The following is a 24,198-nucleotide window of genomic DNA, read 5'->3' on the forward strand; positions in this document are numbered from 1 at the left end:
TACGTCCAGTACGGGGGCATCCGGCCGGCACGCCGAGAGCACGCACCGGACACCGCTCCTTCACCACGGACCTCCGTCAGACACCCCCTAGGCCAGCCCGGCCGCGGCCAACAGGCCCTGCCAGTCGGGGATCTTCACCGAGCGGCGGCCCAGGGAGCGGCCCAGGTCGGCCTCGGCGGCCTCTATGGCCAGCCAGCCCGGCCACTCCACGGGCCGCAGCCCCGCCGCACGCAGCGCGTCCAGCGGGTCGTCGGGCAGCTCGCGCCGGGCCAGCGCCCCCGCGTCCTGGAGCAGCGAGGACGCGGTCTCCTTGGCGCAGGGCCGGTTGGTGCCGATGACCCCGGTCGGCCCGCGTTTGATCCAGCCCGCCACGTACTCGCCGACCGAGGCCCGGCCCCCGCGCACCACCCGGCCCGCCGCGTGCGGGACCGTACCCGTCGCCGCGTCGAAGGGCAGACCCGCGAGCGGCACCCCCTTGTACCCCACCGAGCGCAGCACCAGCTGCGCCCCGATCTCCTCGTACGCGCCCGTCCCGGTCACCCCGCCGCGGCCGTCCGGCGCGGTCCGCTCGAAGCGCACGCCGCTCACCCGGCCGTCGGACCCGCCCAGGATTTCCGCCGGGCGCAGGTAGAAGCGCAGGTCGATGCGGCGCCCGGCGCCGCCCGGCCCCCGCTGAGCCCAGTCGCGCAGCACCTCGAGGTTGCGCCGGGCCACGGCGGGCAGCGCCGCGGCCGCGGCCGGATCGCCGTACACGGGGTCGAGGGCCGCCTCGGCGGGGTCCACCACGGCGTCCACGTCCGGCAGCGTGCCCAGCTCGCGCAGCTCCTTGGTGGTGAACTTGCCCTGCGAGGGCCCGCGCCGGGCCACCATCGCCACCCGCCGCACCCCGCTGTCCGCGAGGGCGCCGAGCGCCGGCTGCGGCATGTCCGTCGGCGTCAGCTCGGCCTCGCCCCGGGCCAGGATCCGCGTCACGTCCACCGCCACGTTGCCCGCGCCGACCACGACCGCCGAGTCCACCCCGGACAGGCCGAAGGCCTCGGCGACGGCGTCCGGGTGGCCGCTGTACCAGGACACGAAGGCCGTCGCGGAATGCACCCCCGCCAGTTCCTCGCCGGGGATCCCCAGCATCCGGTCGCGCGCGGCGCCCACGCAGTACACCACCGCGTGGTACAGCTCCAGCAGCCGCTGCGTGGGCAGCAGCTCTCCCCCGACCTCGACGTTCCCGAGGAAGCGGATGCGCTCGTCCTCCAGTACGCCGCGCAGGTTGCCCTGCAGCGACTTGATCTTCTCGTGGTCGGGCGCGACCCCGTACCGCACGAGACCGTACGGAGCCGGCAGCCGGTCCAGTACGTCGACCCGCACCCCCGGCACCTCGCGTTGCTGGACCAGCGTCTGGGCCGCGTAGACCCCGCTGGGGCCCGATCCGACGACGGCGATACGAAGCACGGCGGAGCTCCTCCCGCAGGTGGTCCCAGCATGACACCGGGGGCCCCGGCCGTCAGCCCATCGCGCGCATCCGGTGGATCTCGGCGGTCTGGGTGGCCACCACCTCGGTGGCCATCTCCTCGACCGCCACGTTGTTGCCCCCGGCCAGCGCCTGGCCCGCCATCTTCAGCGCGCCCTCGTGGTGCGCGGTCATCAGCCGCAGGAAGAGCCGGTCGAAGTCGGCGCCCGTCGCCCCGGCCAGCTCGCGCAGCTGCTGCTCCGTCGCCATGCCCGGCATCGCGGCGTGGTCGTGGTGGCCCTGCCCGCCGGAGCCGGCCGAGGGGGCCGGATGGAGGGTCAGCCACTTCTCCATGGCCCCGATTTCGGGCTGCTGGGCAGCCGCGATCCGCTCCGCCAGGCGTTTGACCCCGTCCGCCGAGGCCCGCTGCGGTGCCAGGGCGCTCATCGTCAGCGCCTGCCGGTGGTGTTCGATCATGCCCTGGACGTAGGCGTGGTCGGCCGCGTTCGGGGTGTCGTCCGGCATTTCCCCGGCCGCCTGTTCAGGGGTGAGGGTGCGCGCCGTCTCGCCCGGTCTGCCCGGTGCGACGACCACGGCCCGGCCGTCCTCGGCTCCGGAGGCCCCGCCGGCCCCGTCCGGCTCCCGGCAGCCGGTGAGGGCCGACAGCAGGCAGGCGGCCACGACCGCTGCGGCGAACCGGAACCGCCGCGCCGACCCAGGCTCGAGGCTCCGGGGGTCTTTTGCCATGTCCATGGAAAGGAAGATACTGCCCGGGTCCGGGTTCCGTTCCCCCATCGAACGGAACCGATCGGACTCCCATGGGAGGGCACAGTGAGCTCGTTCCACAGCACGAGAGTGCGCAAAGGGAGGGTGGCGGCGGCCGTCGCGGCGGCCGGGCTCCTCGCCACGCTCCTGACCGCCGGACCGGCGGCCGCGACCCCCGACCCGGGTGACTTAGTGCCCGGCGGCGGCAGCCGGCAGGACGCGGGCCCCGTTCACGGCAGGGAGGCGGCCCCCGGCGAGATCCCGGGCCAGGACGAGATCGTGCACAGCGCGAACATCAAACCCCTGGCGAACATCCCCCTCGCCGCCACCGCGACCGTCAACTCCGACCTGGCGTTCCAGGGCAAGTACGCCTACGCGGGCAACTACAACGGCTTCACGATCTACGACATCTCCAACCCGAAGGCGCCCAAGACCGTCACCGAGGTGCTGTGCCCCGGCGGCCAGAACGACATCTCCGTCCTCGGGGACCTGCTCTTCCTCTCCACCGACTCCTCGCGCAGCGACGACTCCTGCAACAGCGTCTCGCAGCCCGCGACGGAGAAGTCCTCGTGGGAGGGCATCAAGATCTTCGACATCAAGGACAAGAAGAACCCCAAGTACATCAAGTCCGTGGAGACGGCGTGCGGTTCCCACACCCACACCCTGGTGCCGGGCGGCCGTGACATCTACCTCTACGTCGCCTCGTACTCCCCGAACGAGGCCTTCCCCGACTGCAAGCCGCCGCACGACGGCATCTCCGTGGTGAAGGTCCCGAAGAAGGCGCCGACCCAGGCCGCGGTCGTCGCCTTCCCCGTCCTGTTCCCCGACGGCGGCAACCCGGGCGGGCCCACCAACCCCGGTGTCTCCAAGACCACCGGCTGCCACGACATCACCGTGCTGCCGTCGAAGAACCTGGCCGCCGGAGCCTGCATGGGCGACGGCATCCTCTTCGACATCAGCGAACCCGAGCAGCCGAGGGTCATCGACCGGGTGCAGGACAACGTGAACTTCGCGTTCTGGCACTCGGCCACCTTCAACGAACGCGCGGACAAAGTGGTGTTCACCGACGAACTCGGCGGTGGTGGCGGTGCCACCTGCAACGCGGCCACCGGACCCGACCGGGGCGCCGACGGGATCTACGACATCACAGGCCGGGGGGACCAGCGCAAGCTCGCCTTCCGCAGCTACTTCAAGATCCCGCGCCACCAGGCCGACACCGAGAACTGCGTGGCCCACAACGGCTCGCTGATCCCGGTCGGCGGCGGCCGCGACATCATGGTGCAGGCCTGGTACCAGGGCGGTGTCTCGGTGTGGGAGTTCACCGACTCCGCCCGGCCCCAGGAGATCGGGTACTTCGAACGCGGCCCGCTGACCACCGACAAGCTCGGACTCGGCGGATCCTGGTCGGCGTACTACTACAACGGCCACATCTACTCGAACGACATCGCCAAGGGCTTCGACGTGCTGAGGCTCGACGACTGGCGCACCGAGAGCGCCAAGTGGGTGTGGATGGACCGGCTCAACGTGCAGAGCCAGCCCGAGTACCACTGACCGCCGGGGCCCCGGGGCCTGGTGATCCAGTGATCTAGTGATCCGAGCGAATCGTTCCGCCGGGCGGCCCGCCGTCCGGCGGAACGCCCAGCTCCCAGTCCAGCCCGTAGCGCTGGAACAGCTCTGCCCGCAGCCGGGCCAGCGGCATGGGCGCACCGGGCAGCAGGACCGCCACGACGGCGCCCATCAGCAGGGCCCGCAGCAGCGGGTAGTCCGCGTCCACGTCCGGCGATCCGTACCGGGTGACGGTGTCCCGCAGCAGCTCGGCGAGCCGCTGCTGCTCCGGGCACTGCACGAAGCCCTCGGCCGTGAGGATGCCCGCCATGTGCGTCCGCATCAGCAGCGGCTGGTCCCGGGCGAGCCCCAGGATCGCGTCGATGGCGCGCGCCAGCCGCTCCCGACCGTCGTCGCTGCGCGGCTCGCGCTCCAGCGCAGCGTCCAGGGTGCGGTGCATCAGCCGGTGCACCGCCGACTGCAGCAACTGCCGCTTGCCCGGGAAGTAGTACGAGACCAGGCCGCGCGCCGCGCCCGCCCGGTCGGCGATGTCGCCGAGGGTCGTGGCCTCGTAGCCGCGCTCGGCGACGAGCTCGACCGTGGCCTGGAGCAGCCGCTCCCGGGAACGTCTGCGCAATTCTTCATTGACCGATGCGCTGCGCGGGGACATGCTTACTCCTGCGTTGACTGGCTCGGAGCCAATATACTCAGCGCGCGGGGCCGCCTGCTCTGGGTGACACGGGGGATCGCCCAGGGCAGGCACACTCCCGGTGGTCCCTGCGGGGGCCCGGAACCGTCGCGGCGAGTGCTACCAGGGCCACGCCCACCAGCCACCCCCCGAGCACGTCCGAAGGCCAGTGCACCCCGAGGTGGAGCCGCGTGAAGCCCACCCCGAGCACCGAGACCGCGGCCGCCGCCCAGGCCGTGCCCACCGCCCACCGGGGGGTCCCGCGGGGGAGCAGCCACAGCAGCATTCCGCACACCACCGTCGCGGTCATGGCGTGGCCCGAGGGATAGGCCGAGAAGTACGCCGAGTCCACCGGATCCGGCAACACCGGACGCTCACGCCCCACCACTGCCTTCAGGCCCTGCTGCACCCCGGTCACCACGAGCGTGGCCGCCGCCACCCGCAGCGCCCGCTCCCGCCGGCCCCTCCACCACAGCAGGACGCAGGCCGTGGCGGCCAGGGCCCGCATGGCCCAGGGGTCCCACACCCAGTCGGTGAGGATCCGCATCGTGGCGGTGACCCCGGGATGGGCGACGGCATGGGCGTGAAGGTCCCGGACGACCCGGTCGTCGAAGGAGAGCAGCGGCCGCCACCGCGCCATCACCAGCGCCGTCAGAAGGACCGCGAGCAGCGCACAGCCGATGCCCGCCTGCCTCAGAAGACGCACGTGATCGTTGCGCATACGGCGATCCTCGCACCGGCCTCCCCCGGTACCCGGCAGCGCGCGGCGGGGACGCCCGGCCTATGCCAGGGCGCTCAGCCCGGGCACGAGGGCCACCAGCAGCGGTACGGCCGGTACCAGGGCGGCCGTGGCCGTCAGCCGGAGCCTGTTCATCGCGGACAGCCGGGGCGCGGCCGCCAGCAGCCGGCGCACCCGCTCCTGGACGTGCGCCTGCGGGGCCGCGGAGGGTCCGAACACCCCCCGGTCCTCGTTCAGCCCGACCAGGGCCAGCGCGATCGTGAGCCGCCCGTACCGCCGGGAGGCCACGTCATCGGCGGCCAGTTCGACGAGGCGGTGCATCTGCGCCTCGAAGGCCGCGAAGACCGGCACCTGCGGGAAACCTCCCGCCAGCGCCCGCGAACAGTGCAGCAGCCAGTCGTGCCGGGCCGCCGCGTGCCCCTGCTCGTGCGCCAGCACGGCGTCGAGCTGGCTCCCCTTCAGCCGGCCCAGCGCCGCCGTCGTGACGACCAGCTGCGGAGCCGCCCCCGGCAGCCACCACGCGTCCGGCCGCGGGCCCTCCAGGACGACGAGCCGCGCGCCGGTGGGCACCTCCCCGGGCAGCAGCGGGGCCCGCACCAGCAGTTCGCTGCCCTGGGCGCGCCGCCGGGCCCGCGCCCGGAGCACCTCCCGGGCCAGCATCGCCGCGGTCCACAGCGCCCCGCCCGCCAGCACGAGCGCGGTGCCCGCCGCCCAGGGGCCGCCGGAAGCACCCAGCGCATAGGCGTCGACGACCCCGCGCGGGGCGGCGGCGAAGAGCCGCCCGCGCACCGCCTGCCAGGCCGCGGCCGCACTCAGCAGCATCGACAGCCCGAGGCACAGGAGCACCGCGGCCACCACGCACTGCCACACCCACAGGGCCACGACGGGTTCGCGCTCGGGCCATCGGGCCCGCGCGAGCAGCCGGGGCGCGAGCACCGCGGTCAGGGCGCCGAGCATCAGGAGAGCGGCGGGGACCATCATGTCCGCCAGCCTATGAGCGCGGGGCTACCTGCGGGTACGGTCGCGGGGCTTTGGTGACGCAGGACACGTGCGCCCGCGGCCTCACATCATCATCAGCATCGCCAACATGCCCATGCCCATGGCCAGTCGGCAGGCCCGGGTGAGTTCGGTGGGCGCCGGCGGATACGCCCCCTGCGCGGGGCCCGCGGCCGCCACCAGCCGGGTCCCGCCGAGCAGGACGTAACCGGCGAAGTAGAGCAGCAGCAGACCGGTCACCAGGGACGGCCCTCCGCCGTGCCCGTACCCGGCCGCCGCGGTCAGCGCCATCCAGGCCATGGCCAGCGAACCCACCAGGTGGTGCGCGTGGTGCACCCCGGCACGCAGCAGCCACACCGCGTGCAGGGCGGCGCCGCAGAACACCGCCGCGAGCAGGAGGGCCTGCCAGCCGCCTCGGTCCCCGAGGGGCACCGCCATCAACGCCATCCCGAACGCCATCACGGCCTCCCCGGCCGCGGCGCCGCCCGATCTGCGCACCTGCCGCAGGCAGTAGGCCCCGCTTGCCGCGCACAGCACGACGAGCAGCCAGGCCGAGGCCGAGTCGGCGGAGGACATGGCGGAACCGTGCACGGCGGAACCTCCCGGTTCGTCGGCGTCACGGGAAGAGATGCCCCTCTCACACCGGCTTCACGCGGCCCCGGGATACGCTCTCCCTGCCGTACCCGGCATGTCACATGCCACCGCGCAGAACGGAGTCACCGATGTCGACCGCCCACCCCGCCGCCCTCAGCTTCCGCAGTGCCGTCGAGGCGGACGTCACCGGGCTGGTGGCCCTCGTGGAGTCGGCGTACCGGGGTGACGCCAGCCGCGGCGGGTGGACCACCGAGGCCGACTTCCTCGACGGGCAGCGCACCGACGCGGACGGGGTCCGTCAGATCATCCAGGCGCCCGACAGCACCCTGCTGGTCGTCGAGCGCGCGGGCGCGATCGTCGCCTGCTGCCAGCTCGAACACCGCGGGGACCACGTCTACTTCGGGATGTTCGCGGTCCGCCCGGGGCTCCAGGGCGCGGGCCTCGGCAAGGAGATCCTGGCCGAGGCCGAGCGCCGTGCCCGCGACACGTGGGGTGCCAAGGAGATGCGGATGACGGTGGTGAACGTACGGGAGGAGCTCATCGCCTACTACGAGCGCCGCGGATACCGGCGCACCGGCGAACTGAGCCCCTTCCCCTACGGTGACGAGCGCTTCGGTGTTCCGCTCCGCGACGACCTGGCCTTCGAGCTGCTGGTCAAGTCGCTGTAGCCGGACCGGCCCTACGCGGTGAAGCGGCCCGTGCTGCGGATCTCGGGGAAGTCGGTGATCGCGCCGTCCAGTTCGAGCGCCCGCGCGAGCCGCAGCAGGTCGAGCGTGTTGACGGCCCGGCCGGTCACCCGCAGTCCGGCCGCGTGCGCCGCCTCCACGGCCTCCAGGCTGAGCCGGCGGATGTCCACGGCGACCGTCGCGGCGCCGGCGGCCAGGGCGCGGTCGACGAGGGTCCGGCGGTCCGCTTCCGGCCGGTCCGCGTACAGGCAGGTCCGGACACCCGGGGCCAGCCGCGCGACCTCGGCGAGCAGTGCGTCGTCGAAGGAGGCCGCCTCCACCCGGGCGGTCAGGTCGCGCCGCAGGAGCAGTTCCGCGAGCGCCCCGGCGGCGGCCCGGTCCCGTACCGCCACCTGGAGCGGGGTGCGGACCGCCTCCAGCACGTCCTCGAACACCGGCACGCGCTCGCCCTGACCGGCGTCCAGACCGCGCAGTTCGGCCAGGGTCAGGTCGGCGACGGCCCCCGAGCCGTCGGTGGTCCGGTCCACATCGGGGTCGTGCACGGCGACGAGCGCGCCGTCCTTGCTCAGCCGGACGTCCAGAGCGATGACGTCCATGCCGGAACGTTCCGCTCGGAGATACGACCGCAGGGTGTTCTCCGGTTCGACACCCATGACCCCGCGGTGACCGATGGTGAGGAAAGTCAAGGTTCTCTCGCTTCCGTCGACGGCGGCTCCCCGCGCGGACGCGGTGTCCCGACCGGCCGCGCGCGATGAGGACGCATGCTAGTGCGCCGAGGGTGCGAAGGGACCGCCCGTGCAAGGCCCCGCAGGGGCGCACCGGCCGCTTCCCGTCGGGGTCGTGGGCCCCCGCGCGGCCGGTGACGGCGGTGTCGCGTCACCCGGGCGTGGGCGCGTCCCCATCGGCTTGACGGGCCACGGGGGCCAGCTCGTCCAGGTCGGCCAGGAGGGCTTCGCCGAGCTCCAGTTCCGCCAGGTGCTGCCGCTCGCTCCAGCGCAGCGCGAGCGCCGGGAAGGCCCACTCCGGGACCTCGCCCGCCTGCGCCACCGCCTCGCGTACGGCGGCCAGTTCGGCCCGGGTGCGCTCCAGGTGCCCGACGACCATCGCGCGCAGCCGCTGCGGCTCGGCCAGGTGTCCGAGCCAGACCCGCAGCAGCAGACCGTGCTTGAGCACCGGGGGTCCGGCCTCCGCCGTGTCGGCGGCCCAGCCGGCCAGCGCCGCGCGGCCCGCGTCGGTGATGGCGTAGCGCCGCTTGGCCCGCGCCTCCTCGGGCCCCGAGCGGGCGGAAGCCGCGTAACCGAGCTCCTCCAGGCGGCGCAGCTCGGCGTAGATCTGGCTGATGGCGGGAGACCAGTAGAAGAAGCGGAGCGAGGAGTCCGCCCACTTCTTCAGCTCGTAGCCCGTGCGCTCCCCGGGGAACGAAAGAAGGCCGAGAACCGCCCACGCGGTCGGCGGCAGGTCCCGGGCCGCCCGCTGCCGCCCCGCCCGCTCCTGCTTCCCCGCCCCTTGCTTCTTCGACTTCTGACTACTAGTCATATGGCTGATTGAAATAAGACCGGGCACGGGACGCAACCCTGGAGGCGCCGTGAAATTCTCCGTGATCTTCGAAGCCCAGCTCGCCGACCCGACCGTCGAGCGGGAGCACCAGCTGATCCGCGACTGCGTGGAGCAGGCCGTGCTCGCCGAGCGCATGGGCTTCGACCGGATCTGGGCGGTCGAGCACCACGCGCTGAAGTGGTACGCGCACATGTCCGCCCCCGAGATCTTCCTGACCTGGGTCGCGGCCAGGACCAGCACCATACGCATCGGGCACGGCGTGGTCTGCATGCCCTTCAACTTCAACCATCCGGTGAGGGTCGCCGAACGGGCCGCGATGCTCGACCTGCTCTCCGGCGGGCGGCTCGATCTCGGGGCCGGGCGCGGCGGCACCGAGCAGGAGACCTCGCTGTGCGGAGTGGACCGGGAGCGCACCACCGCCGAGGTCGAGGAGGCCCTGCGGATCATCGGCAGCGCCTGGCAGGAGGAGGAGCTGGAGTACCACGGCGAACTGATCGACATCGACCCGCACCCGATCCTGCCGCGGCCCGCGCAGACCCCGCACCCGCCGCTGTTCCTGGCGTGCAGCCGGGAGGAGACCCTGGTGCAGGCCGCCGAGCTGGGGGTCGGGGCCCTGGTGATGGGCTTCGCCGGACCCGGGCCGATCGCGGACATGCGCGCCGTCTACGACGCTGCGCTCGCCGGGCGGGACGGCAGCCGGTTCGTGTCCACCGCCGTCAACGACCACTTCTCGGTGCTCTGCCCGACGATCGTGCTCGACGACCGGGAGGAGGCGCGCCGGATCGGCGTCCGCGGCCAGCGCTTCTTCGCCCAGTCCATCGGCCACTGGTACGGCGGCGCGGGCATCCCGGACGAGGCCGTGGTCGCGGGCGCCGACGAGGCCGCGCGGATGCGCGAGGCGGCCGAGCAGGTGGTGGCCCGGCTGCACGAGCAGGACATCCCGGTGCGTCCCACCTCCACCGCCACCTTCAACGCCGACCACGCCTACGGCAGCGCCGACGACGCCATCGCGTACGCGGAACGGCTCCGGGAGGCGGGGGCCGACGAGATCATGTGCCTGATCCAGATGGGCACCGTCGAGCAGGAGGCCTGTCTGGAGACCCTGCGGCAGTGGGGCGAGAAGGTCATCCCCCACTTCCGGGGCCGGCGATGACCGGACCCCGCCCCGGTGCGCCCGAGGGCCTCGACCCCGCCGCCCTGCCCTACCTCGAGGCGATGGCCGCCGCCTTCCCCGATCTCGGCGGCGGCGTCACCGACGCCCGCGAGGCCCGGCGCATCCTGGCGGCGGCACCCCGGCCGCCCGCGCACCCGCCCCGCGTCCCGGCCGCGCTGGACCGCACGGTCCCGGGCCCGCCCGGAGCTCCGCCCGTGCCGGTACGGATCTACCGGCCCGACCCCCGGCAGTGGCCCGGGCCGCGCCCCACCGTGGTCTTCCTCCACGGCGGCGGCTTCGTCCTGTGCGACCTCGACACCCACGACACCACCGTCCGCACCCTCTGCCGGACGGCCGGTGCGGCCGTGGTCTCCGTGGACTACCGGCGCGCTCCCGAGCACCGCTTCCCGGCCGCCGTGCAGGACGCCCACGCCGCCCTGTGCTGGGCCGGCGCGCACCTCGCCGAGCTGGGCGGCGACCCCGGCGCCCTGGTCGTCGCGGGGGACAGCGCCGGCGGCAACCTGGCCGCCGCCGCAGTGCTGCTCGCCCGCGAGCGCGGGGGACCGGCCGTCGCCCTCCAGGCCCTGGTCTATCCCGCGCTGGACGCCGCCCAGGACACCGCGTCCTACCGGACGTACGCGCACGGCTGCTTCCTCACCGCCGCGCACCTGCGCTGGTTCTGGGAGCAGTACCTTGGCCCGGACGGCGACGGCGGGCACCCGCTGGCTTCCCCGCTGCGCGCGGACCTGACCGGCCTGCCGCCCGCGCACCTGGTGGTCGCCGGGTGCGACCCACTGCGGGACGAGGGCAGGGCCTACCACCGCAGGCTGACGGAATACGGAGTTCCGTCCGTCATGGACGCCCATCCCGGGATGTTCCACGGGTTCCTGGCCCTGGCCGGGGTACTGCCCCAGGCCTGCGAAGCCATGGCGCGATTGGGCGGAGCCATTCGTTCCACCCTGGATGACGGGAAGACTTCCGGCGAAGCGGGGGGTATCACAGGATAATTTCCCGAGATCCCTCTTGAACGGGAGAGCCTCCGCCGCTTACGCTGCCTTGACGTGAGGTTCTCCTGTGGAGGAAGTGACATGACGGAAACTCTTGTGCCGGGCGTCGGCGGTGCCGTGATAACCGCCGGGGCGCGGGTGGTCGACCACCCCGCGTGGCCCGCGCTCAAGGCCGCCGTGGAGGAGATCCGCCCCTGGCAGGCCAAGGACGGTTCCATCGACTTCGAGGCCGCCGGTGCTCCCACCCGCGCCGAGGCCGAGGCCGCGGTCGAGTGCGTGATCGAGGGCGTCGAGGCGCTGTCGCCGCTGCTCCCGCACGCCGAGGCGTACCACCAGGCGCTCGTCGCGGACCTGCGCAAGTGGGTCGCCGACGACTTCCGCGTGCCGGACTTCCTCGATTCCCTGCTGGCCTTCCAGCCGGCCGCCGAGCGCGTCGACGGCCTCCAGCACCTCGTGGTCTTCCCCATGTACACGCAGAACGGCAACCCGGACCGCAACCTGGAGGCCGTCGCACTCCGCATGGTGTGGCCCGAGTGGCTCGCCGAGCTCGAGCGCACCCGGTACGACAACCCGCTCTTCCTCGGCATCACCTTCGAGGACTTCACCCCGGGCTACGACACCAACTCCGCCGTGCTCTTCCCGGAGACCATCGCCGTGCGCGAGGCCCCCGAGCGCTTCACCTGGGGCGGCATCTTCTGCGACCGCGAGGCCGCCCGCTACCGCAAGGTCACCGAGGCCGCGGTCGACATCCTCGGCATCGAACTGCCCGAGGACATCGCCGCCATGGTCCAGGACCAGGAGCGCTGCGAGAAGGCCTTCGTCCTGTGGGACATGGTCCACGACCGCACCCACAGCCACGGCGACCTGCCGTTCGACCCCTTCATGATCAAGCAGCGCCAGCCGTTCTGGATGTACGGCCTGGAGGAGCTGCGCTGCGACCTCACCGCCTTCAAGGAGGCCGTGAAGCTCGAGTCCGAGGGCAACGAGCACGGCCGCGACGTCCAGTACGCCGTCCTCTTCGACCGGATGTTCCGCTTCCCGGTCTCCGGCGACCGCAACCGCAACTACGACGGCCTCGGCGGCCAGCTGCTCTTCGCGTACCTCCACAAGCACGACGTCGTGCGCTGGACGGACAACAAACTGAAGATCGACTGGATGCGCGCCCCGCAGGTCACCAACCAGCTGTGCGCCGAGATCGAGGACCTCTACCGGGCCGGCATCGACCGCCCGAAGCTCGTCCACTGGTTCAAGGCCTACGAGCTGGTCTCGACGTACCTCGCCCCGCACCCCGGCTCCAAGTGGGCCAAGGGTCCCGACGCCCTCGACATGACGCAGCCTCCGCGCAAGCTCGTGGACGACGTGCTTCCGGACGAGTTTCCGCTCAGCATGTTCTATGAGGCGCTCGCCAAGAAGCTCAAGGGCGTGATCGCCTCGACCAAGGGCATCACCGCCCTCAATGCCGAGCAGACCGAGCGAGTCGCCGCGTGAGCGACCGCCCACAGGAGGCTGCACAGATGAACGGCTCCCGGAACGGCAACGGAAAGCTGCACGGAGCGGTAGTGGCGGTGGCCGGGGCCGGTGGCCCCGCCGGCCGCGCCACCCTGCTCCGCCTCGCCGAGGCGGGCGCAGTGGTCGTCGCGTCCGACGCCGATCCGGCGCGGCTCGCCGAGGCGGTGGACGCGGCCCGGTACGCCCACGGCGGCGCCACCATCACCGGTGACACCGTGGACCTGCTCGACCTCGCCGCCACCCAGGCCTGGGCCGAGCAGACCGAGAAGGAGTTCGGCCGGATCGACGGGCTGGTCCACCTCGTCGGCGGCTGGCGGGGCAGCAAGACCTTCACCGATGTCGACCTGGCGGACTGGACCTTCCTGGAGAAGCTCCTCATCCGCACGGTCCAGCACACCTCGCTCGCCTTCCACGACGGACTGCTGCGCAGCGACCGCGGCCGCTACGTCCTGGTCAGCCAGTCGGGCGCGCACAAGCCGGTCGCCAACAACGCCGCGTACAACGCGGGCAAGGCGGCCGCCGAGGCGTGGACGCTGGCCCTCGCGGACTCCTTCCGCAAGGCGGGGGGCGAGGACGGGCCCGGAGCGGCGGCTGCGATCCTGGTCATCAAGGCACTGGTGCACGACGCGATGCGCGCCGAGCGTCCCAATGCGAAGTTCGCGGGCTTCACCGACGTCAAGGAGCTGGCCGAGGCCATCGCCGGCGTCTGGGAGCGACCCGCCATCGATGTGAACGGACAGCGTCTGTGGCTCACTCCGCAACCGTGAGAACCGATGCCGGGAAGACCGACGCCCGGCGCCGCCACGACCCGGCGGTTCGCGGTTTCGCAAGCGACAACTACGCGGGGGTGCACCCCGAGGTCCTCGCGGCCGTCGCGCTGGCCAATGGCGGGCACCAGGTCGCCTACGGCGAGGACGAGTACACCGAGCACCTGCAGAAGGTCTTCCGCAGCCACTTCGGGCCGTACGCGCAGGCCTTCCCGGTCTTCAACGGCACGGGGGCCAACGTCGTCGCCCTGCAGGCCATGACCGACCGGTGGGGCGCGGTGATCTGCGCCAAGAGCGCCCACATCAACGTGGACGAGGGCGGCGCTCCGGAGCGGATGGCGGGCATCAAGCTGCTCGCCGTGCCGACGCCGGACGGCAAGCTCACCCCCGAGCTGATCGACCAGGAGGCCTGGGGCTTCGAGGACGAGCACCGGGCCATGCCCCAGGTCGTCTCGATCACCCAGAACACCGAACTCGGCACGGTCTACACCCCGGACGAGATCAAGGCCATCTGCGACCACGCGCACGGACTGGGCATGAAGGTGCACCTCGACGGCGCCCGGATAGCCAACGCCGCGGCGTCGCTCGACGTGCCGATGCGCACCTTCACGAACACGGTCGGCGTGGACGTGCTGTCGTACGGCGGCACCAAGAACGGCATGATGTTCGGCGAGGCCGTGGTGGTGCTCAACCCGGACGCGGTCCGGCAGATGAAGCACATCCGCAAGATGTCGATGCAGCTCGCGTCCAAGATGCGCTTCGTGTCGGTGCAGCTGGAGGCGCTGCTCGCCAAGGACCTGTGGCTGCGCAACGCCCGCCACGCCAACGCGATGGCGCAGCGGCTCGCGGCCGGAGTGCGCGAGACGGACGGCGTGGAGATCCTCTACCCGGTGCAGGCGAACGCGGTGTTCGCGCGGCTGCCGCACGAGGTGTCGCGGCGGCTGCAGGAGCGTTACCGCTTCTACTTCTGGGACGAGGCCGCGGGAGACGTCCGCTGGATGTGCGGCTTCGACACCCAGGAGGAGGACGTGGACGGCTTCCTCCAGGCGCTGAAGGAAGAACTGGCGCGCTGAGACGGTCCACACGCTCGCAAAATTCGATAGTCATGTGGATGACTGCATAGGTATGCTCCTGGATCATGGAACTGATCCAGGAGCAGCCCGACCTCGCCTCCTATCTGGCGGCCGACGAAGTCATGGACCACGAACACCCGTTGGTGCGCGAGACCGCCGACGCCTTCTGGACCGCCACGGCCGGCGACGCACACGCCTACGCCGAGGCGGTCTTCGCGTTCGTCCGCGACGCCGTCCCGCACTCCGCGGACTCGGGAGACATGCGCGTCTCCTGGCGCGCCTCCGACGTCCTGGCCACCCGCAACGGCATCTGCTACGCCAAGTCCCACGCCCTCGTCGCCCTCCTGCGCGCCCAGGGCATCCCGGCCGCCCTGTGCTACCAACGGCTCACCGACGACGACGGATCGAACCCGGTCGTCCACGGCCTGGTCGCGCTCCGGCTGCCCGGCAGCGAGCACTGGGCCCGGGTGGACCCGCGCGGCAACAAGCCCGGCGTGGACGCCCGGTTCAGCCTAGACGTGGAGCAACTGGCCTTCCCCGTACGCCCGGAGCTCGGCGAGGTCGACTACCCCGAGCTGTACGCCGCTGCGCACCCGGCCGCGCTCAAGGCGCTCCAGGACTCCGCCGACCGGACACAGCTGTGGGAGAGCCTGCCGACCGCGCTGTGAGCGCCGCCTGCGGCTCGGACCCCCGCGCCGCCGTCAGGGCGTGCAGCAGGGCCGCCGCGAGCTGCAGGCCGGCGATCCCGGTCAGCAGCATCCACGCGGGTGCCTCGGCCGCGAGCCCCACCAGCGCCGCCCCGGCCGAGGCCGCCGTCACCTTGAGCCCCGCGCCCAGGGTGAACACCTGCGTCCGCACCGCGTCCGGCGCGTGCTCCGAGCGGATCCGCAAGGTGGCCGTGAGCAGCGGCCCGTCGCACACCCCGGCCGCCGCGAACAGGGCCGCCGTGACGGCGACGGACGGGGCGAACGCGGCCGCGGCCAGGACCGCCCCGGTCCCGGCCAGGGCCCACCGCACCAGCCGGCCCGGCTCGACGGCCGTCATCCGGCCCAGTGTCAGCGAGCCCACCAGGGCGCCCACCGCGAAGGCCGTCATCAGCACGCCCCCGGCGCCCGGGCTGCCGAGCCCGGTGGCCAGCAGGACCGAGGTGGTGGTGAGGGAGCCGATGCCCACGAAGGCCAAGGTCGTCGCCGCGGTGACCGCCCGCAGCTCCCGCACCCGCCACAGGGCCGCGAGCCCCGCCCCCAGCCCGGCCCGGGGTCCGTCCTGGGGCCCGCCCGCGCGGGGGTTCCCGTAGGGGAGGGTCGCCGCCAGCGCGGCCGCCAGCGCGCAGGACACCGCCAGGACCGCCATGGCCGGCGCCGCCGAGCCCAGCGCCGTGACCAGGCTGACCGCGGCGGGTGCGGTGACCGCGGCGGCGTTGTAGGTGGAGGCGTCCCAGCCGTAGGCCCGGTCCCGCCCCGCTCCCGGCGGGACGAGCCCCGTGACCAGGCTGGAGAGCCCGCCCGTCACCATAGGCCCGCAGCTGCCGCCGAGCACCGCCACCGCCAGCACCAGCGGCAGCGGGGCCCGGCCGAGCAGCACGGCCAGCGCCGCCACGGCGGCCGTGAACCCGGCCAGGGTGGCGAGGTGGAAGAGCCGCGGCCGGCGGGTGCGGCCCGCGGCGGCGCCCGCGAGCGGCGCCGCCAGTACGTGCGGGGCGAGCCAGGCCGTCAGGACGAACGCGCCGTACGAGGCGCTCCCGGTGCGCTCCAGGGCGAGCAGGACCACGGCCATGCCCATGCCCTCGGAGGCGAACCGCGCGGCCAGTGCCGCCGCCAGGTACCGCCCGAACCCGCTCATGCCGGCCCCTCCCCGTTGCTGTAACGTGATAACGGTTCAAGACGTTACGTCATTCGGGTGTACGGGGAAAGGATCCGCGCATGGGGGACTCGCGAGGGGGCTTCTCGGGAGCCCGGCGGCTGGTCGACCTCGCCGAGGCGGTCCGCGCGGACCCCGCTGTGCCGCGCGCCGTACTCGCGGAGCTGCTCGCCGGGCACGGGGAGCGCCCGGCGGACCTCACCGAGGAGGCGTTCCCCGAGGCGGGAGCCGCCGAACTGCGGGCCGCCGCCGGGCGGATGGCGGAGGTGCTCGCCGAGAGCGACGAGGACCGGGCTGCCGGTGCGCTCAACGCGCTGCTGGAGGAGTGCGCCACCCGGCCCCGTCTGACCCGGCACGACGGACACCCCTGGCACCTGCATGTGGACCGGGGCGAAGAGGCGGGCTGGGGCGACTGGTTCCTCGCCTCGGGTGCCCTCGCTCTCGCCCAACTGCTCACCGAGTACGGGCGGATCGCCTGGGGTGCGTGTGCGGCCGAGGGCTGCGGGCGGTTCTTCCTCGCCATCGGGCCGGGCAGTGCGCGCCGGTACTGCTCCACCACCTGCTCCAGCCGCGCGCGGGTGGCCGCCCATCGCCGCCGTCGGCGCGGCGCCTGACGGGAAGACAGGAAACTTTCTTGTCAGACACCGTTGTCGCTTGGCATGGGCATGAGTATCTTCGGGCCACCGGAACCCCTCCCACCGGAACCCCTCCCACCGGAACCCCTCCCACCGGAAGGCCCCCCATGCGTTTCGGACTCCCCGCAGGGCTCGTCGCCCTGGCCCTCGGCTTACTGGTCGCGGCCGTCCCCGCCCCCACCGTCGCCGCGCCCCCCGCCCCCGCCGCTCCCGCGGCCCCCGCGCAGTTCGCCCACCCCGGAGTGCTCAACAGCCGTGCGCAGCTGGACTTCGTGCGGGCCCAGGTGCAAGCGGGCCGGCAGCCCTGGAAGCAGGCGTTCGACGCCATGCTCGCCAGCCGGTACGGGTCGCTGGGCCGCACGCCCCGGCCGCGCGCCGTCGTCGAGTGCGGTTCGTACTCGAACCCGAACAACGGCTGCTCCGAGGAGCGCGAGGACGCCATCGCCGCGTACACCCACGCGCTCGCCTGGTACATCACCGGGGACGCGAGGTATGCGAAGAAGTCGATCGAGCTGATGGACGCCTGGTCCGCGACGATCAAGGACCACACCAACAGCAACGCACCGCTGCAGAGCGGCTGGGCCGGATCGACCTGGCCGCGCGCCGCCGAGATCATCAAGCACACGTACACCGGGGGCTGGGCGAACCGGACGCGGTTCGCGACCATGCTGCGCGACGTCTACCTGCCCGAGGTCGTGGGCGGGAAGCCGAACAGCAACGGCAACTGGGAACTGATCATGATGGACGCCGCCGTCGGCATCTCCGTCCACCTCGACGACCGGGCCGCCTACGACAAGGCGATGGGCATCTACCTCGGCCGCGTCCCCGCCTACTTCTACCTGGCGTCCGACGGCGCCCAGCCCGTCTATCCGCCCCGCTCCTCCATCGACAGCCGGAGCGAGCTGATCGCCTACTGGCACGGCCAGAGCACCTTCGTCGACGGCCTGGCCCAGGAGACGTGCCGCGACTTCGGCCACACCGGCATGGGCATCGCGGCGGCCATGCACGTCGCCGAGACCTCGCGGATCCAGGGCCGCGACCTCTACCCGCAGTTCAAGGACCGCTTCCGGCACGCGCTGGGCTTCCACGCGACGTACGAACTCGGCGAAGCCGTGCCGTCCTGGCTCTGCGGCGGACGCCTGGCCAAGGGCATCGGCCCGGCCACCGAGGTCGGCTACAACGCCCTGCACACCCGGCTCGGCGTCCCCATGGAGAACACCCGCAGGCTCACCGAGGGGCGGCGCCCGGCGGGCACCGAGAACCACTTCGAGGCGTGGGAGACCCTGACCCACGCCGACAACCCCAACTGAGCCCGCTCGCCCGCCCCGTACCGCTGCCGCCGATGTGCGCAGGCGCGGCCCGTCCCCCAGGGGGCGGGCCGCGCCGCGAGGGCGGGATCAGGTCAGCCGGCTTCCTTGACCTGGGCCGCCGTCGGCGCGGTGCCGCCCAAGTGGGCGGGCAGCCACCAGGAGTCGGTGGCGTCCTTGGGCTTGTCCGGGTAGGCGCGCTGCGCCGCGTCCAGCAACTCCTGCACGCGCTCGCGCAGTCGGCGGGTGATGGCCCCGGCGTACTGGTCCGTGGGCGCCTCGATCGGCTCGCCCACCCGCATGGTCACCGGGATGTGGCTGCGCTTCAGGTTCTTCGGGCGGCCCTTGGTCCACAGCCGCTGGGTACCCCACAGCGCCACCGGGATGAGCGGGACCCCGGCCTCCTGGGCCATGCGCGCCGCACCCGACTTGAAGCTCTTGAGCGTGAAGGACTGGGAGATCGTCGCCTCGGGGAACACCCCGATGATCTCGCCGGCCCGCAGCGAGTCCAGCGCGTGCTGGTACGCGGTCTCACCCTGCTTGCGGTCCACCGGGATGTGCTTCATCGCGCGCATCAGCGGACCGGACACCCTGTGCCGGAACACCGACTCCTTCGCCATGAAGCGCACCAGGCGCTTCTGCGGCCGCGCCGTGAGGCCGGCGAAGATGAAGTCGAGGTAGCCGATGTGGTTCGACACCAGGACCGCCCCGCCCTTGCGCGGGATGTTCTCGGTGCCCTTCATGTCGATACGGATGTCCAGCGCGCGGAACAGCCCGTGCGCGGCACCGATCACGGGAGGGTAGACGAGCTCAGCCATGGTGGGGAGGACCCCGCTTTCTGCCTGGGGAGGTGCTCCCGGCCGGAAGTTACGGAAGCGTAGGTACGCGACCCATGGGGGATCGTGCCCGAAACGCGCGCTGCTGGCCAGCCCAGACGACCGTGCCCGGCGAGATTCTCGTCACGCCGGGAATGCGGTGCCCCCGGCGGGCGCTCCGATGAGGGTACGGGCGTGCGAGCAGGGTGCGCGTAAGCGAAGCGGTGAGGGGAGCGAGGGTGCGCGGGCAGGACGGCGGCCGGGAGCACGGCCGGGAGCACGGCCGGGACGACGGCTCGGACGACGACGGCCCGGGCGCACGACAGCACCGGCTGGGCGCCGCGGACCTGGGCGCGCAGCCCGGGGAGAGGGCCAGCCTGGTGCAGTTCTCCAGCGCCTTCTGCCAGCCCTGCCGGGCCACCCGGCGGATCCTCACGGAGGTCGCGGCGATGGTCGAGGGGGTCGCGCACATCGAGATCGACGCCGAGGACCGCCTCGAGCTGGTCCGGACGCTCGGGATCGAGAAGACCCCGACCGTGCTCGTCCTGGACGCGGCGGGCCGGATCGTCCGGCGGGCGGCCGGGATGCCGCGCAAGGCCGATGTGATCGCCGCCCTGGGCGCCGCCGTATGACGCGAGCGCCCCTCCACGCGCCGTCGCGCCGCCCCGTACGCAGCGTGACGCGCCTGACATCTGACGGATCCCGCTTGACTGTGTACACGGGAGATCGCCACGCTGGCCGCATGCCGTATGAACCCCTGCTCTACGGACGGGTCCACGTGGACCTCGTCCGCTACGCGAGCGCGCGCTGTCGGGATCACTGAACGTCCCGGTCCCGATCCCCGACAGCGCCCGCGTGCTCCGCGGCAGAAGGAAGTACCCGATGACCGCTCCTGCGGCCCCGACGACCTCGTCCCCCCGTTCCCGCGCCGGCCACCCCGGCTCGCCCGACCTCCTGCGCTCCGTGTTCCGGCGGCACGCCGCCGGGGTCGCCGTGATCACGGCCGAGACCTGCGGGCGCCCGGCGGGCTTCACCGCCACCTCGCTCAACTCCGTCTCCGCGGACCCGCCGCTGCTGTCCTTCACCATCGGGACGGGATCCTCCAGCTGGCCCGCGGTGCGCGACAGCGACCATCTCGGTGTCCACATACTCGGCGAGCACCAGCGGGAGCTCGCGGGTCTGTTCGCCCGGAGCGGGGCGGACCGTTTCGGCCCGGCCACCGGCTGGAGCACGGGGCCGCACGGGGTCCCGCTCCTGGACGGCGTGCTCGCGTGGCTGGTGTGCCGTGTGGTGGCGCGGGTGCCCGCGGGCGAACATCGTGTGATCATCGCGGAGGCGGTTGCGGGGGACCCGGCCGGGGAGGGTCGCCCCCTGCTGTACCACCAAGGTCGCTTCAACGCGCTGCGCGACTGAATCGTCCCTGTTGGGGCGGGTCGGGGCGGCGTTGGACAGATCACAGTTCACCGAGCTTGCGCCTGCGCGGGACCCACGGTGTACTGACGAGTAACATTCCCTTCGGAGCGCGGGCCGCCCCGACCGGGATCCGCCCGACGAGGCGCCTATGCTGCCTGCACAAGGCGGTACCAGAAAAGACGATGCGGTAGGAGAGCCGGCGTGAGCCTGAGGATCGTTGTCTGTGTGAAGTACGTGCCCGACGCCACCGGCGACCGGCAGTTCACCGAGGACTTGACCGTCAACCGTGACGACGTCGACGGGCTGCTGTCGGAGCTCGACGAGTACGCCGTCGAGCAGGCGCTGCAGATCGCCGACGAGGCCGACGACGCGGAGATCACCGTCCTGACGGTGGGCCCCGAGGACGCCAAGGACGCGCTGCGCAAGGCGCTGTCGATGGGCGCCGACAAGGCCATCCACGTCGAGGACGACGACCTGCACGGCACCGACGTCATGGGCACCTCGCTGGTGCTCGCCAAGGCGATCGAGAAGGCCGGCTACGACCTGGTCATCACCGGCATGGCCTCGACCGACGGCACGATGGGCGTGCTCCCGGCGATCCTGGCCGAGCGCCTGGGCGTCCCGCAGGTCACCCTGCTCTCCGAGGTCAAGGTCGAGGACGGCACCGTGACCGGCCGCCGCGACGGCGACACCGCGAGCGAGACGCTGGAGGCCTCCCTGCCCGCGCTCGTCTCGGTGACGGACCAGTCGGGCGAGGCCCGCTACCCGTCCTTCAAGGGCATCATGGCCGCCAAGAAGAAGCCGGTGGAGTCCTGGGACCTGGAGGACCTGGAGATCGAGGCCGACGAGGTCGGTCTGGAAGGCTCCTGGACCAAGGTCGACTCCGCGGCGCAGCGCCCGGCGCGCACCGCCGGCACGATCGTCAAGGACGAGGGCGAGGGCGGCAAGCAGCTGGCCGAGTTCCTGGCCGGCCAGAAGTTCATCTAAGAGCTTCGGCCACCCCTCACTAGCCCCCAGACACTTCGCAATAGCAGGAGAGCAGTCCCATGGCTGAAGTTCTCGTCTACGTCGACCACGTGGACGGCGCCGTCCGCAAGCCCACCCTCGAGCTGCTGACGCTGGCCCGCCGCATCGGCGAGCCCGTCGCCGTCGCCCTGGGTGCCGGCGCCGAGGCCACCGCGGCCGTGCTCGCCGAGCACGGTGCCGTCAAGGTCCTCACCGCCGACGCCCCCGAGTTCACCGAGTACCTCGTCGTACCCAAGGTGGACGCGCTCCAGGCCGCGTACGAGTCTGTGTCCGCCGCAGGCTCCCTCGCCGCCGTGCTCGTCCCGTCCTCCGCCGAGGGCAAGGAGATCGCCGCCCGCCTGGCGGTCCGCATCGGCTCCGGCATCATCACCGACGCCGTCGACCTGGAGGCCGGTGACGAGGGTCCGGTCGCGACGCAGTCCGCCTTCGCGGCGTCCTTCACCACCAAGTCCCGCGTCTCCAAGGGCACCCCGGTCATCACCGTGAAGCCGAACTCGGCTCCGGTCGAGGCCGCCCCGGCCGCCGGCGCCGTGGAGGCGCTCGCCGTCACCTTCGGCGCCCTGGCCACCGGCACCAAGGTCACCGGCCGCACCCCGCGCGAGTCGACCGGCCGCCCCGAGCTGACCGAGGCCGCGATCGTGGTCTCCGGCGGCCGCGGCGTCAACGGCGCCGAAAACTTCCACATCATCGAGGAGCTCGCGGACTCCCTCGGTGCGGCCGTCGGCGCCTCGCGCGCCGCCGTCGACGCCGGCTGGTACCCGCACTCCAACCAGGTCGGCCAGACCGGCAAGTCGGTCTCCCCGCAGCTGTACATCGCCTCGGGCATCTCGGGCGCGATCCAGCACCGGGCCGGCATGCAGACCTCGAAGACCATCGTGGCCATCAACAAGGACGCCGAGGCCCCGATCTTCGACCTGGTCGACTACGGCGTGGTCGGCGACCTCTTCACGGTCGTCCCGCAGCTGACCGACGAGATCAAGGCGCGCAAGGGCTAGTCCCTGACCTGCGTATCTCTCCGCCTCCGGGGCCGTGTGGTGATTCTCACCGCACGGCCCCGAGTCGTTTCCCCCAGGCGGCCGAGGGACCATTGACTGAGCGGAACCCCGTGACTAAATTCTGCTATGCGGATCTAAGCTTCCGTGAAGCGGAAAAGAGGAGAGTGCACGATGGGTCAGCAGGAGAAGGTGGCGACGAGCCTCGCAGGCGCGGTCAGCGAGGGCATCAGCGCCTCCCTCGCGCCGGTGGACGCGGAACTCGCGCGCCACTACCCGGGCGACCCCGGCACCCGCCAGCCCATCCACACGGTCTACGTACCCGGTGACGTGTTCGCCGCGGACACCATCCGCTCCTGGGGCGACCAGGCCCTCGCGGCGCTCGACGAGCACGCCCCGGACGCCGCCACCTTCGCCAAGGTGCTGGGCATCTCCGACGAGCTGGCCGTACCGGTCTACGACCGCGTCCGCGCCAAGCTCGCCTCCGAGCCGATCGAGGACCTCCGCGTCGACTTCGAGGACGGTTTCGGCGTCCGCTCCGACGAGGAGGAGGACCAGGCCGCGGCCCGCGCCGCCCGCCTCGTCTCCGAGGCCTTCTCCAACGGCACGAACGCCCCGTACATGGGCATCCGCATGAAGTGCATGGAGTCCAACGTCCGCGACCGCGGCATCCGCACCACGGACATCTTCCTCTCCGGCCTGCTGGAGCACGGCGGCCTGCCCGACGGCCTCGTCCTCACCCTCCCCAAGGTCACCTACGCCGAGCAGGTCAGCGCCTTCGTCAAGCTGCTGGAGGCCTTCGAGACCACCCGCGGCCTGCGCCCGGGCCGGATCGGCTTCGAGATCCAGATCGAGACCAGCCAGTCCATCCTCGCCTCCGACGGCACCGCCACGGTCGCCCGGATGATCGAGGCGTCCAAGGGCCGCGCCACCGGCCTGCACTACGGCACCTTCGACTACAGCGCGTGCGTCGGCGTGTCCGCCGCCTACCAGTCGAGCGACCACCCGGCCGCCGACCACGCGAAGGCGATCATGCAGGTCGCGGCCGCCGGAACCGGCGTACGCGTCTCCGACGGCTCCACGAACGTGCTCCCGATCGGCACCACCGAGCACGTCCACGAGGCCTGGAAGCTCCACTACGGCCTGACCCGCCGCGCCCTGGCCCGTGCCTACTACCAGGGCTGGGACATGCACCCCGCCCACCTGCCGACCCGCTACGCGGCCGTGTTCGCCTTCTACCGGGAGGGCCTGCAGGCCGCCGCCGCCCGCCTGAAGGCGTACGTCGCCAAGATCGAGGGCGACGTGATGGACGAGCCCGCCACCGCGAAGGCGCTGGCCGGCTACCTGGTCCGCGGCCTGGACTGCGGCGCGGTCGGCACCGAGGAGGTCACCGCCCTGACCGGCCTGACCCGCGCCGAGCTGGACGCCTTCGCCATCCCGCGCCGCTCGGCGACCCTGACGGCGACCTCCTGATCCGTCCTGCACGAGCGAGGCCCGGCCGGAACTGCCCCCGGCCGGGCCTCGGCCTGGGCCGTCTCTTTCGGATCTTGCCGGTTAAGCCCGCGTCGTCCGGTGCCGTGCATCGCAAGGCGGAGGGGCTCCCGCGTACTGGACGTACTCGGGAGCC

26 protein-coding genes are annotated in these 24,198 nt (G+C 72.7%); 16 read left to right on the plus strand and 10 right to left on the minus strand.

The features are described from left to right. Positions 1-87: 87 nt before the first annotated feature. A complete protein-coding gene (locus tag AB0D44_RS31235; RefSeq protein ID WP_362597233.1) occupies positions 88-1,446 on the minus strand; it encodes an FAD-dependent oxidoreductase in 1,359 nt (452 codons plus the stop codon). Positions 1,447-1,498: 52 nt separating this feature from the next. Next, positions 1,499-2,197, minus strand: a complete 699-nt coding sequence (locus AB0D44_RS31240; RefSeq protein ID WP_362597236.1) for a DUF305 domain-containing protein — start codon at positions 2,195-2,197, stop codon at positions 1,499-1,501. A gap of 78 nt (positions 2,198-2,275) precedes the next feature. Between AB0D44_RS31240 and AB0D44_RS31245 the strand changes: the two genes are divergently transcribed. Beyond that, positions 2,276-3,760, plus strand: a complete 1,485-nt coding sequence (locus tag AB0D44_RS31245) for a hypothetical protein (RefSeq protein ID WP_362597239.1) — start codon at positions 2,276-2,278, stop codon at positions 3,758-3,760. 34 nt (positions 3,761-3,794) lie between these two features. Here AB0D44_RS31245 and AB0D44_RS31250 read toward each other — a convergent pair whose 3' ends face one another. From AB0D44_RS31250 to AB0D44_RS31265, 4 genes are all read right to left on the minus strand, one after another. Then, on the minus strand, positions 3,795-4,424 hold the full coding sequence (locus AB0D44_RS31250) for a helix-turn-helix domain-containing protein (protein ID WP_362597242.1): 630 nt from the start codon (positions 4,422-4,424) through the stop codon (positions 3,795-3,797). A gap of 37 nt (positions 4,425-4,461) precedes the next feature. Next, positions 4,462-5,163: a phosphatase PAP2 family protein gene (locus AB0D44_RS31255; protein ID WP_362597245.1), complete on the minus strand. Its 702-nt coding sequence runs from the start codon at positions 5,161-5,163 to the stop codon at positions 4,462-4,464. 60 nt (positions 5,164-5,223) lie between these two features. Beyond that, positions 5,224-6,162, minus strand: coding sequence for a M56 family metallopeptidase (locus AB0D44_RS31260; protein ID WP_362597248.1), 939 nt, complete (start codon positions 6,160-6,162; stop codon positions 5,224-5,226). Between the two features lie 81 nt (positions 6,163-6,243). Continuing rightward, positions 6,244-6,753 carry a DUF5134 domain-containing protein gene (locus AB0D44_RS31265; protein ID WP_362597251.1) on the minus strand — a complete coding sequence of 170 codons (510 nt, stop codon included), beginning with the start codon at positions 6,751-6,753 and terminating at the stop codon, positions 6,244-6,246. 146 nt (positions 6,754-6,899) lie between these two features. Between AB0D44_RS31265 and AB0D44_RS31270 the strand changes: the two genes are divergently transcribed. Continuing rightward, a complete protein-coding gene (locus AB0D44_RS31270) occupies positions 6,900-7,439 on the plus strand; it encodes a GNAT family N-acetyltransferase (protein WP_362597254.1) in 540 nt (179 codons plus the stop codon). 11 nt (positions 7,440-7,450) lie between these two features. Here the strand turns inward: AB0D44_RS31270 and AB0D44_RS31275 are convergent, their stop codons facing one another. Together AB0D44_RS31275 and AB0D44_RS31280 are read right to left on the minus strand one after the other, a co-directional pair. Then, positions 7,451-8,143, minus strand: coding sequence for a glycerophosphodiester phosphodiesterase family protein (locus AB0D44_RS31275; protein WP_362597257.1), 693 nt, complete (start codon positions 8,141-8,143; stop codon positions 7,451-7,453). Between the two features lie 190 nt (positions 8,144-8,333). Continuing rightward, complete coding sequence (locus AB0D44_RS31280) at positions 8,334-8,993, minus strand: PadR family transcriptional regulator (RefSeq protein WP_362597260.1); 660 nt, start codon at positions 8,991-8,993, stop codon at positions 8,334-8,336. Between the two features lie 49 nt (positions 8,994-9,042). Here AB0D44_RS31280 and AB0D44_RS31285 point away from each other — a divergent pair, with 49 nt between their 5' ends. From AB0D44_RS31285 to AB0D44_RS31310, 6 genes are all read left to right on the plus strand, one after another. Next, positions 9,043-10,167 (plus strand): LLM class flavin-dependent oxidoreductase, encoded by a 1,125-nt coding sequence (locus AB0D44_RS31285; protein WP_362597264.1) that lies wholly within the window; start codon positions 9,043-9,045, stop codon positions 10,165-10,167. Further along, complete coding sequence (locus tag AB0D44_RS31290) at positions 10,164-11,174, plus strand: alpha/beta hydrolase (RefSeq protein WP_362597267.1); 1,011 nt, start codon at positions 10,164-10,166, stop codon at positions 11,172-11,174. Before AB0D44_RS31285 ends, AB0D44_RS31290 begins: the two co-directional genes overlap by 4 nt. An 81-nt stretch (positions 11,175-11,255) precedes the next feature. Further along, positions 11,256-12,662, plus strand: a complete 1,407-nt coding sequence (locus tag AB0D44_RS31295) for a DUF6421 family protein (protein WP_362597270.1) — start codon at positions 11,256-11,258, stop codon at positions 12,660-12,662. Positions 12,663-12,688: 26 nt separating this feature from the next. Then, positions 12,689-13,450: an SDR family NAD(P)-dependent oxidoreductase gene (locus AB0D44_RS31300; protein WP_362597273.1), complete on the plus strand. Its 762-nt coding sequence runs from the start codon at positions 12,689-12,691 to the stop codon at positions 13,448-13,450. Further along, positions 13,447-14,523, plus strand: a complete 1,077-nt coding sequence (locus tag AB0D44_RS31305) for a low specificity L-threonine aldolase (protein WP_362597276.1) — start codon at positions 13,447-13,449, stop codon at positions 14,521-14,523. Before AB0D44_RS31300 ends, AB0D44_RS31305 begins: the two co-directional genes overlap by 4 nt. Positions 14,524-14,588: 65 nt before the next feature. Continuing rightward, positions 14,589-15,191: a transglutaminase family protein gene (locus AB0D44_RS31310; protein ID WP_362597279.1), complete on the plus strand. Its 603-nt coding sequence runs from the start codon at positions 14,589-14,591 to the stop codon at positions 15,189-15,191. Here the strand turns inward: AB0D44_RS31310 and AB0D44_RS31315 are convergent. Further along, the gene (locus AB0D44_RS31315; RefSeq protein WP_362597282.1) at positions 15,127-16,365 is read right to left on the minus strand and encodes an MFS transporter; all 1,239 of its coding nucleotides are present in this window, start codon (positions 16,363-16,365) and stop codon (positions 15,127-15,129) included. The genes AB0D44_RS31310 and AB0D44_RS31315 overlap by 65 nt on opposite strands. Positions 16,366-16,445: 80 nt before the next feature. Between AB0D44_RS31315 and AB0D44_RS31320 the strand changes: the two genes are divergently transcribed. Further along, entirely contained in the window at positions 16,446-16,997 is a 552-nt protein-coding gene (locus AB0D44_RS31320) for a CGNR zinc finger domain-containing protein (protein ID WP_362597285.1), read from the plus strand. Positions 16,998-17,125: 128 nt separating this feature from the next. Then, positions 17,126-18,328 carry an alginate lyase family protein gene (locus AB0D44_RS31325; RefSeq protein ID WP_362597288.1) on the plus strand — a complete coding sequence of 401 codons (1,203 nt, stop codon included), beginning with the start codon at positions 17,126-17,128 and terminating at the stop codon, positions 18,326-18,328. Between the two features lie 92 nt (positions 18,329-18,420). Here AB0D44_RS31325 and AB0D44_RS31330 read toward each other — a convergent pair whose 3' ends face one another. After that, on the minus strand, positions 18,421-19,143 hold the full coding sequence (locus tag AB0D44_RS31330) for a lysophospholipid acyltransferase family protein (RefSeq protein ID WP_362597291.1): 723 nt from the start codon (positions 19,141-19,143) through the stop codon (positions 18,421-18,423). Positions 19,144-19,472: 329 nt separating this feature from the next. Between AB0D44_RS31330 and AB0D44_RS31335 the strand changes: the two genes are divergently transcribed. From AB0D44_RS31335 to AB0D44_RS31360, 6 genes are all read left to right on the plus strand, one after another. After that, on the plus strand, positions 19,473-19,772 hold the full coding sequence (locus AB0D44_RS31335; protein ID WP_362597304.1) for a thioredoxin family protein: 300 nt from the start codon (positions 19,473-19,475) through the stop codon (positions 19,770-19,772). Positions 19,773-19,882: 110 nt separating this feature from the next. Continuing rightward, positions 19,883-19,963: a putative leader peptide gene (locus tag AB0D44_RS31340; RefSeq protein WP_362597307.1), complete on the plus strand. Its 81-nt coding sequence runs from the start codon at positions 19,883-19,885 to the stop codon at positions 19,961-19,963. A gap of 59 nt (positions 19,964-20,022) precedes the next feature. After that, positions 20,023-20,553: a flavin reductase family protein gene (locus AB0D44_RS31345; RefSeq protein WP_362597294.1), complete on the plus strand. Its 531-nt coding sequence runs from the start codon at positions 20,023-20,025 to the stop codon at positions 20,551-20,553. A 201-nt stretch (positions 20,554-20,754) separates the two neighbouring features. Next, complete coding sequence (locus tag AB0D44_RS31350) at positions 20,755-21,540, plus strand: electron transfer flavoprotein subunit beta/FixA family protein (protein ID WP_362597297.1); 786 nt, start codon at positions 20,755-20,757, stop codon at positions 21,538-21,540. Between the two features lie 59 nt (positions 21,541-21,599). Next, complete coding sequence (locus AB0D44_RS31355) at positions 21,600-22,574, plus strand: electron transfer flavoprotein subunit alpha/FixB family protein (protein WP_362597299.1); 975 nt, start codon at positions 21,600-21,602, stop codon at positions 22,572-22,574. A 171-nt stretch (positions 22,575-22,745) separates the two neighbouring features. Beyond that, positions 22,746-24,044: an aldolase gene (locus tag AB0D44_RS31360; RefSeq protein WP_362597301.1), complete on the plus strand. Its 1,299-nt coding sequence runs from the start codon at positions 22,746-22,748 to the stop codon at positions 24,042-24,044. The last annotated feature ends 154 nt before the right edge of the window (positions 24,045-24,198 follow it).

The organism is Streptomyces sp. NPDC048349 (assembly GCF_040651925.1).
Classification (GTDB): Bacteria; Actinomycetota; Actinomycetes; order Streptomycetales; family Streptomycetaceae; genus Streptomyces.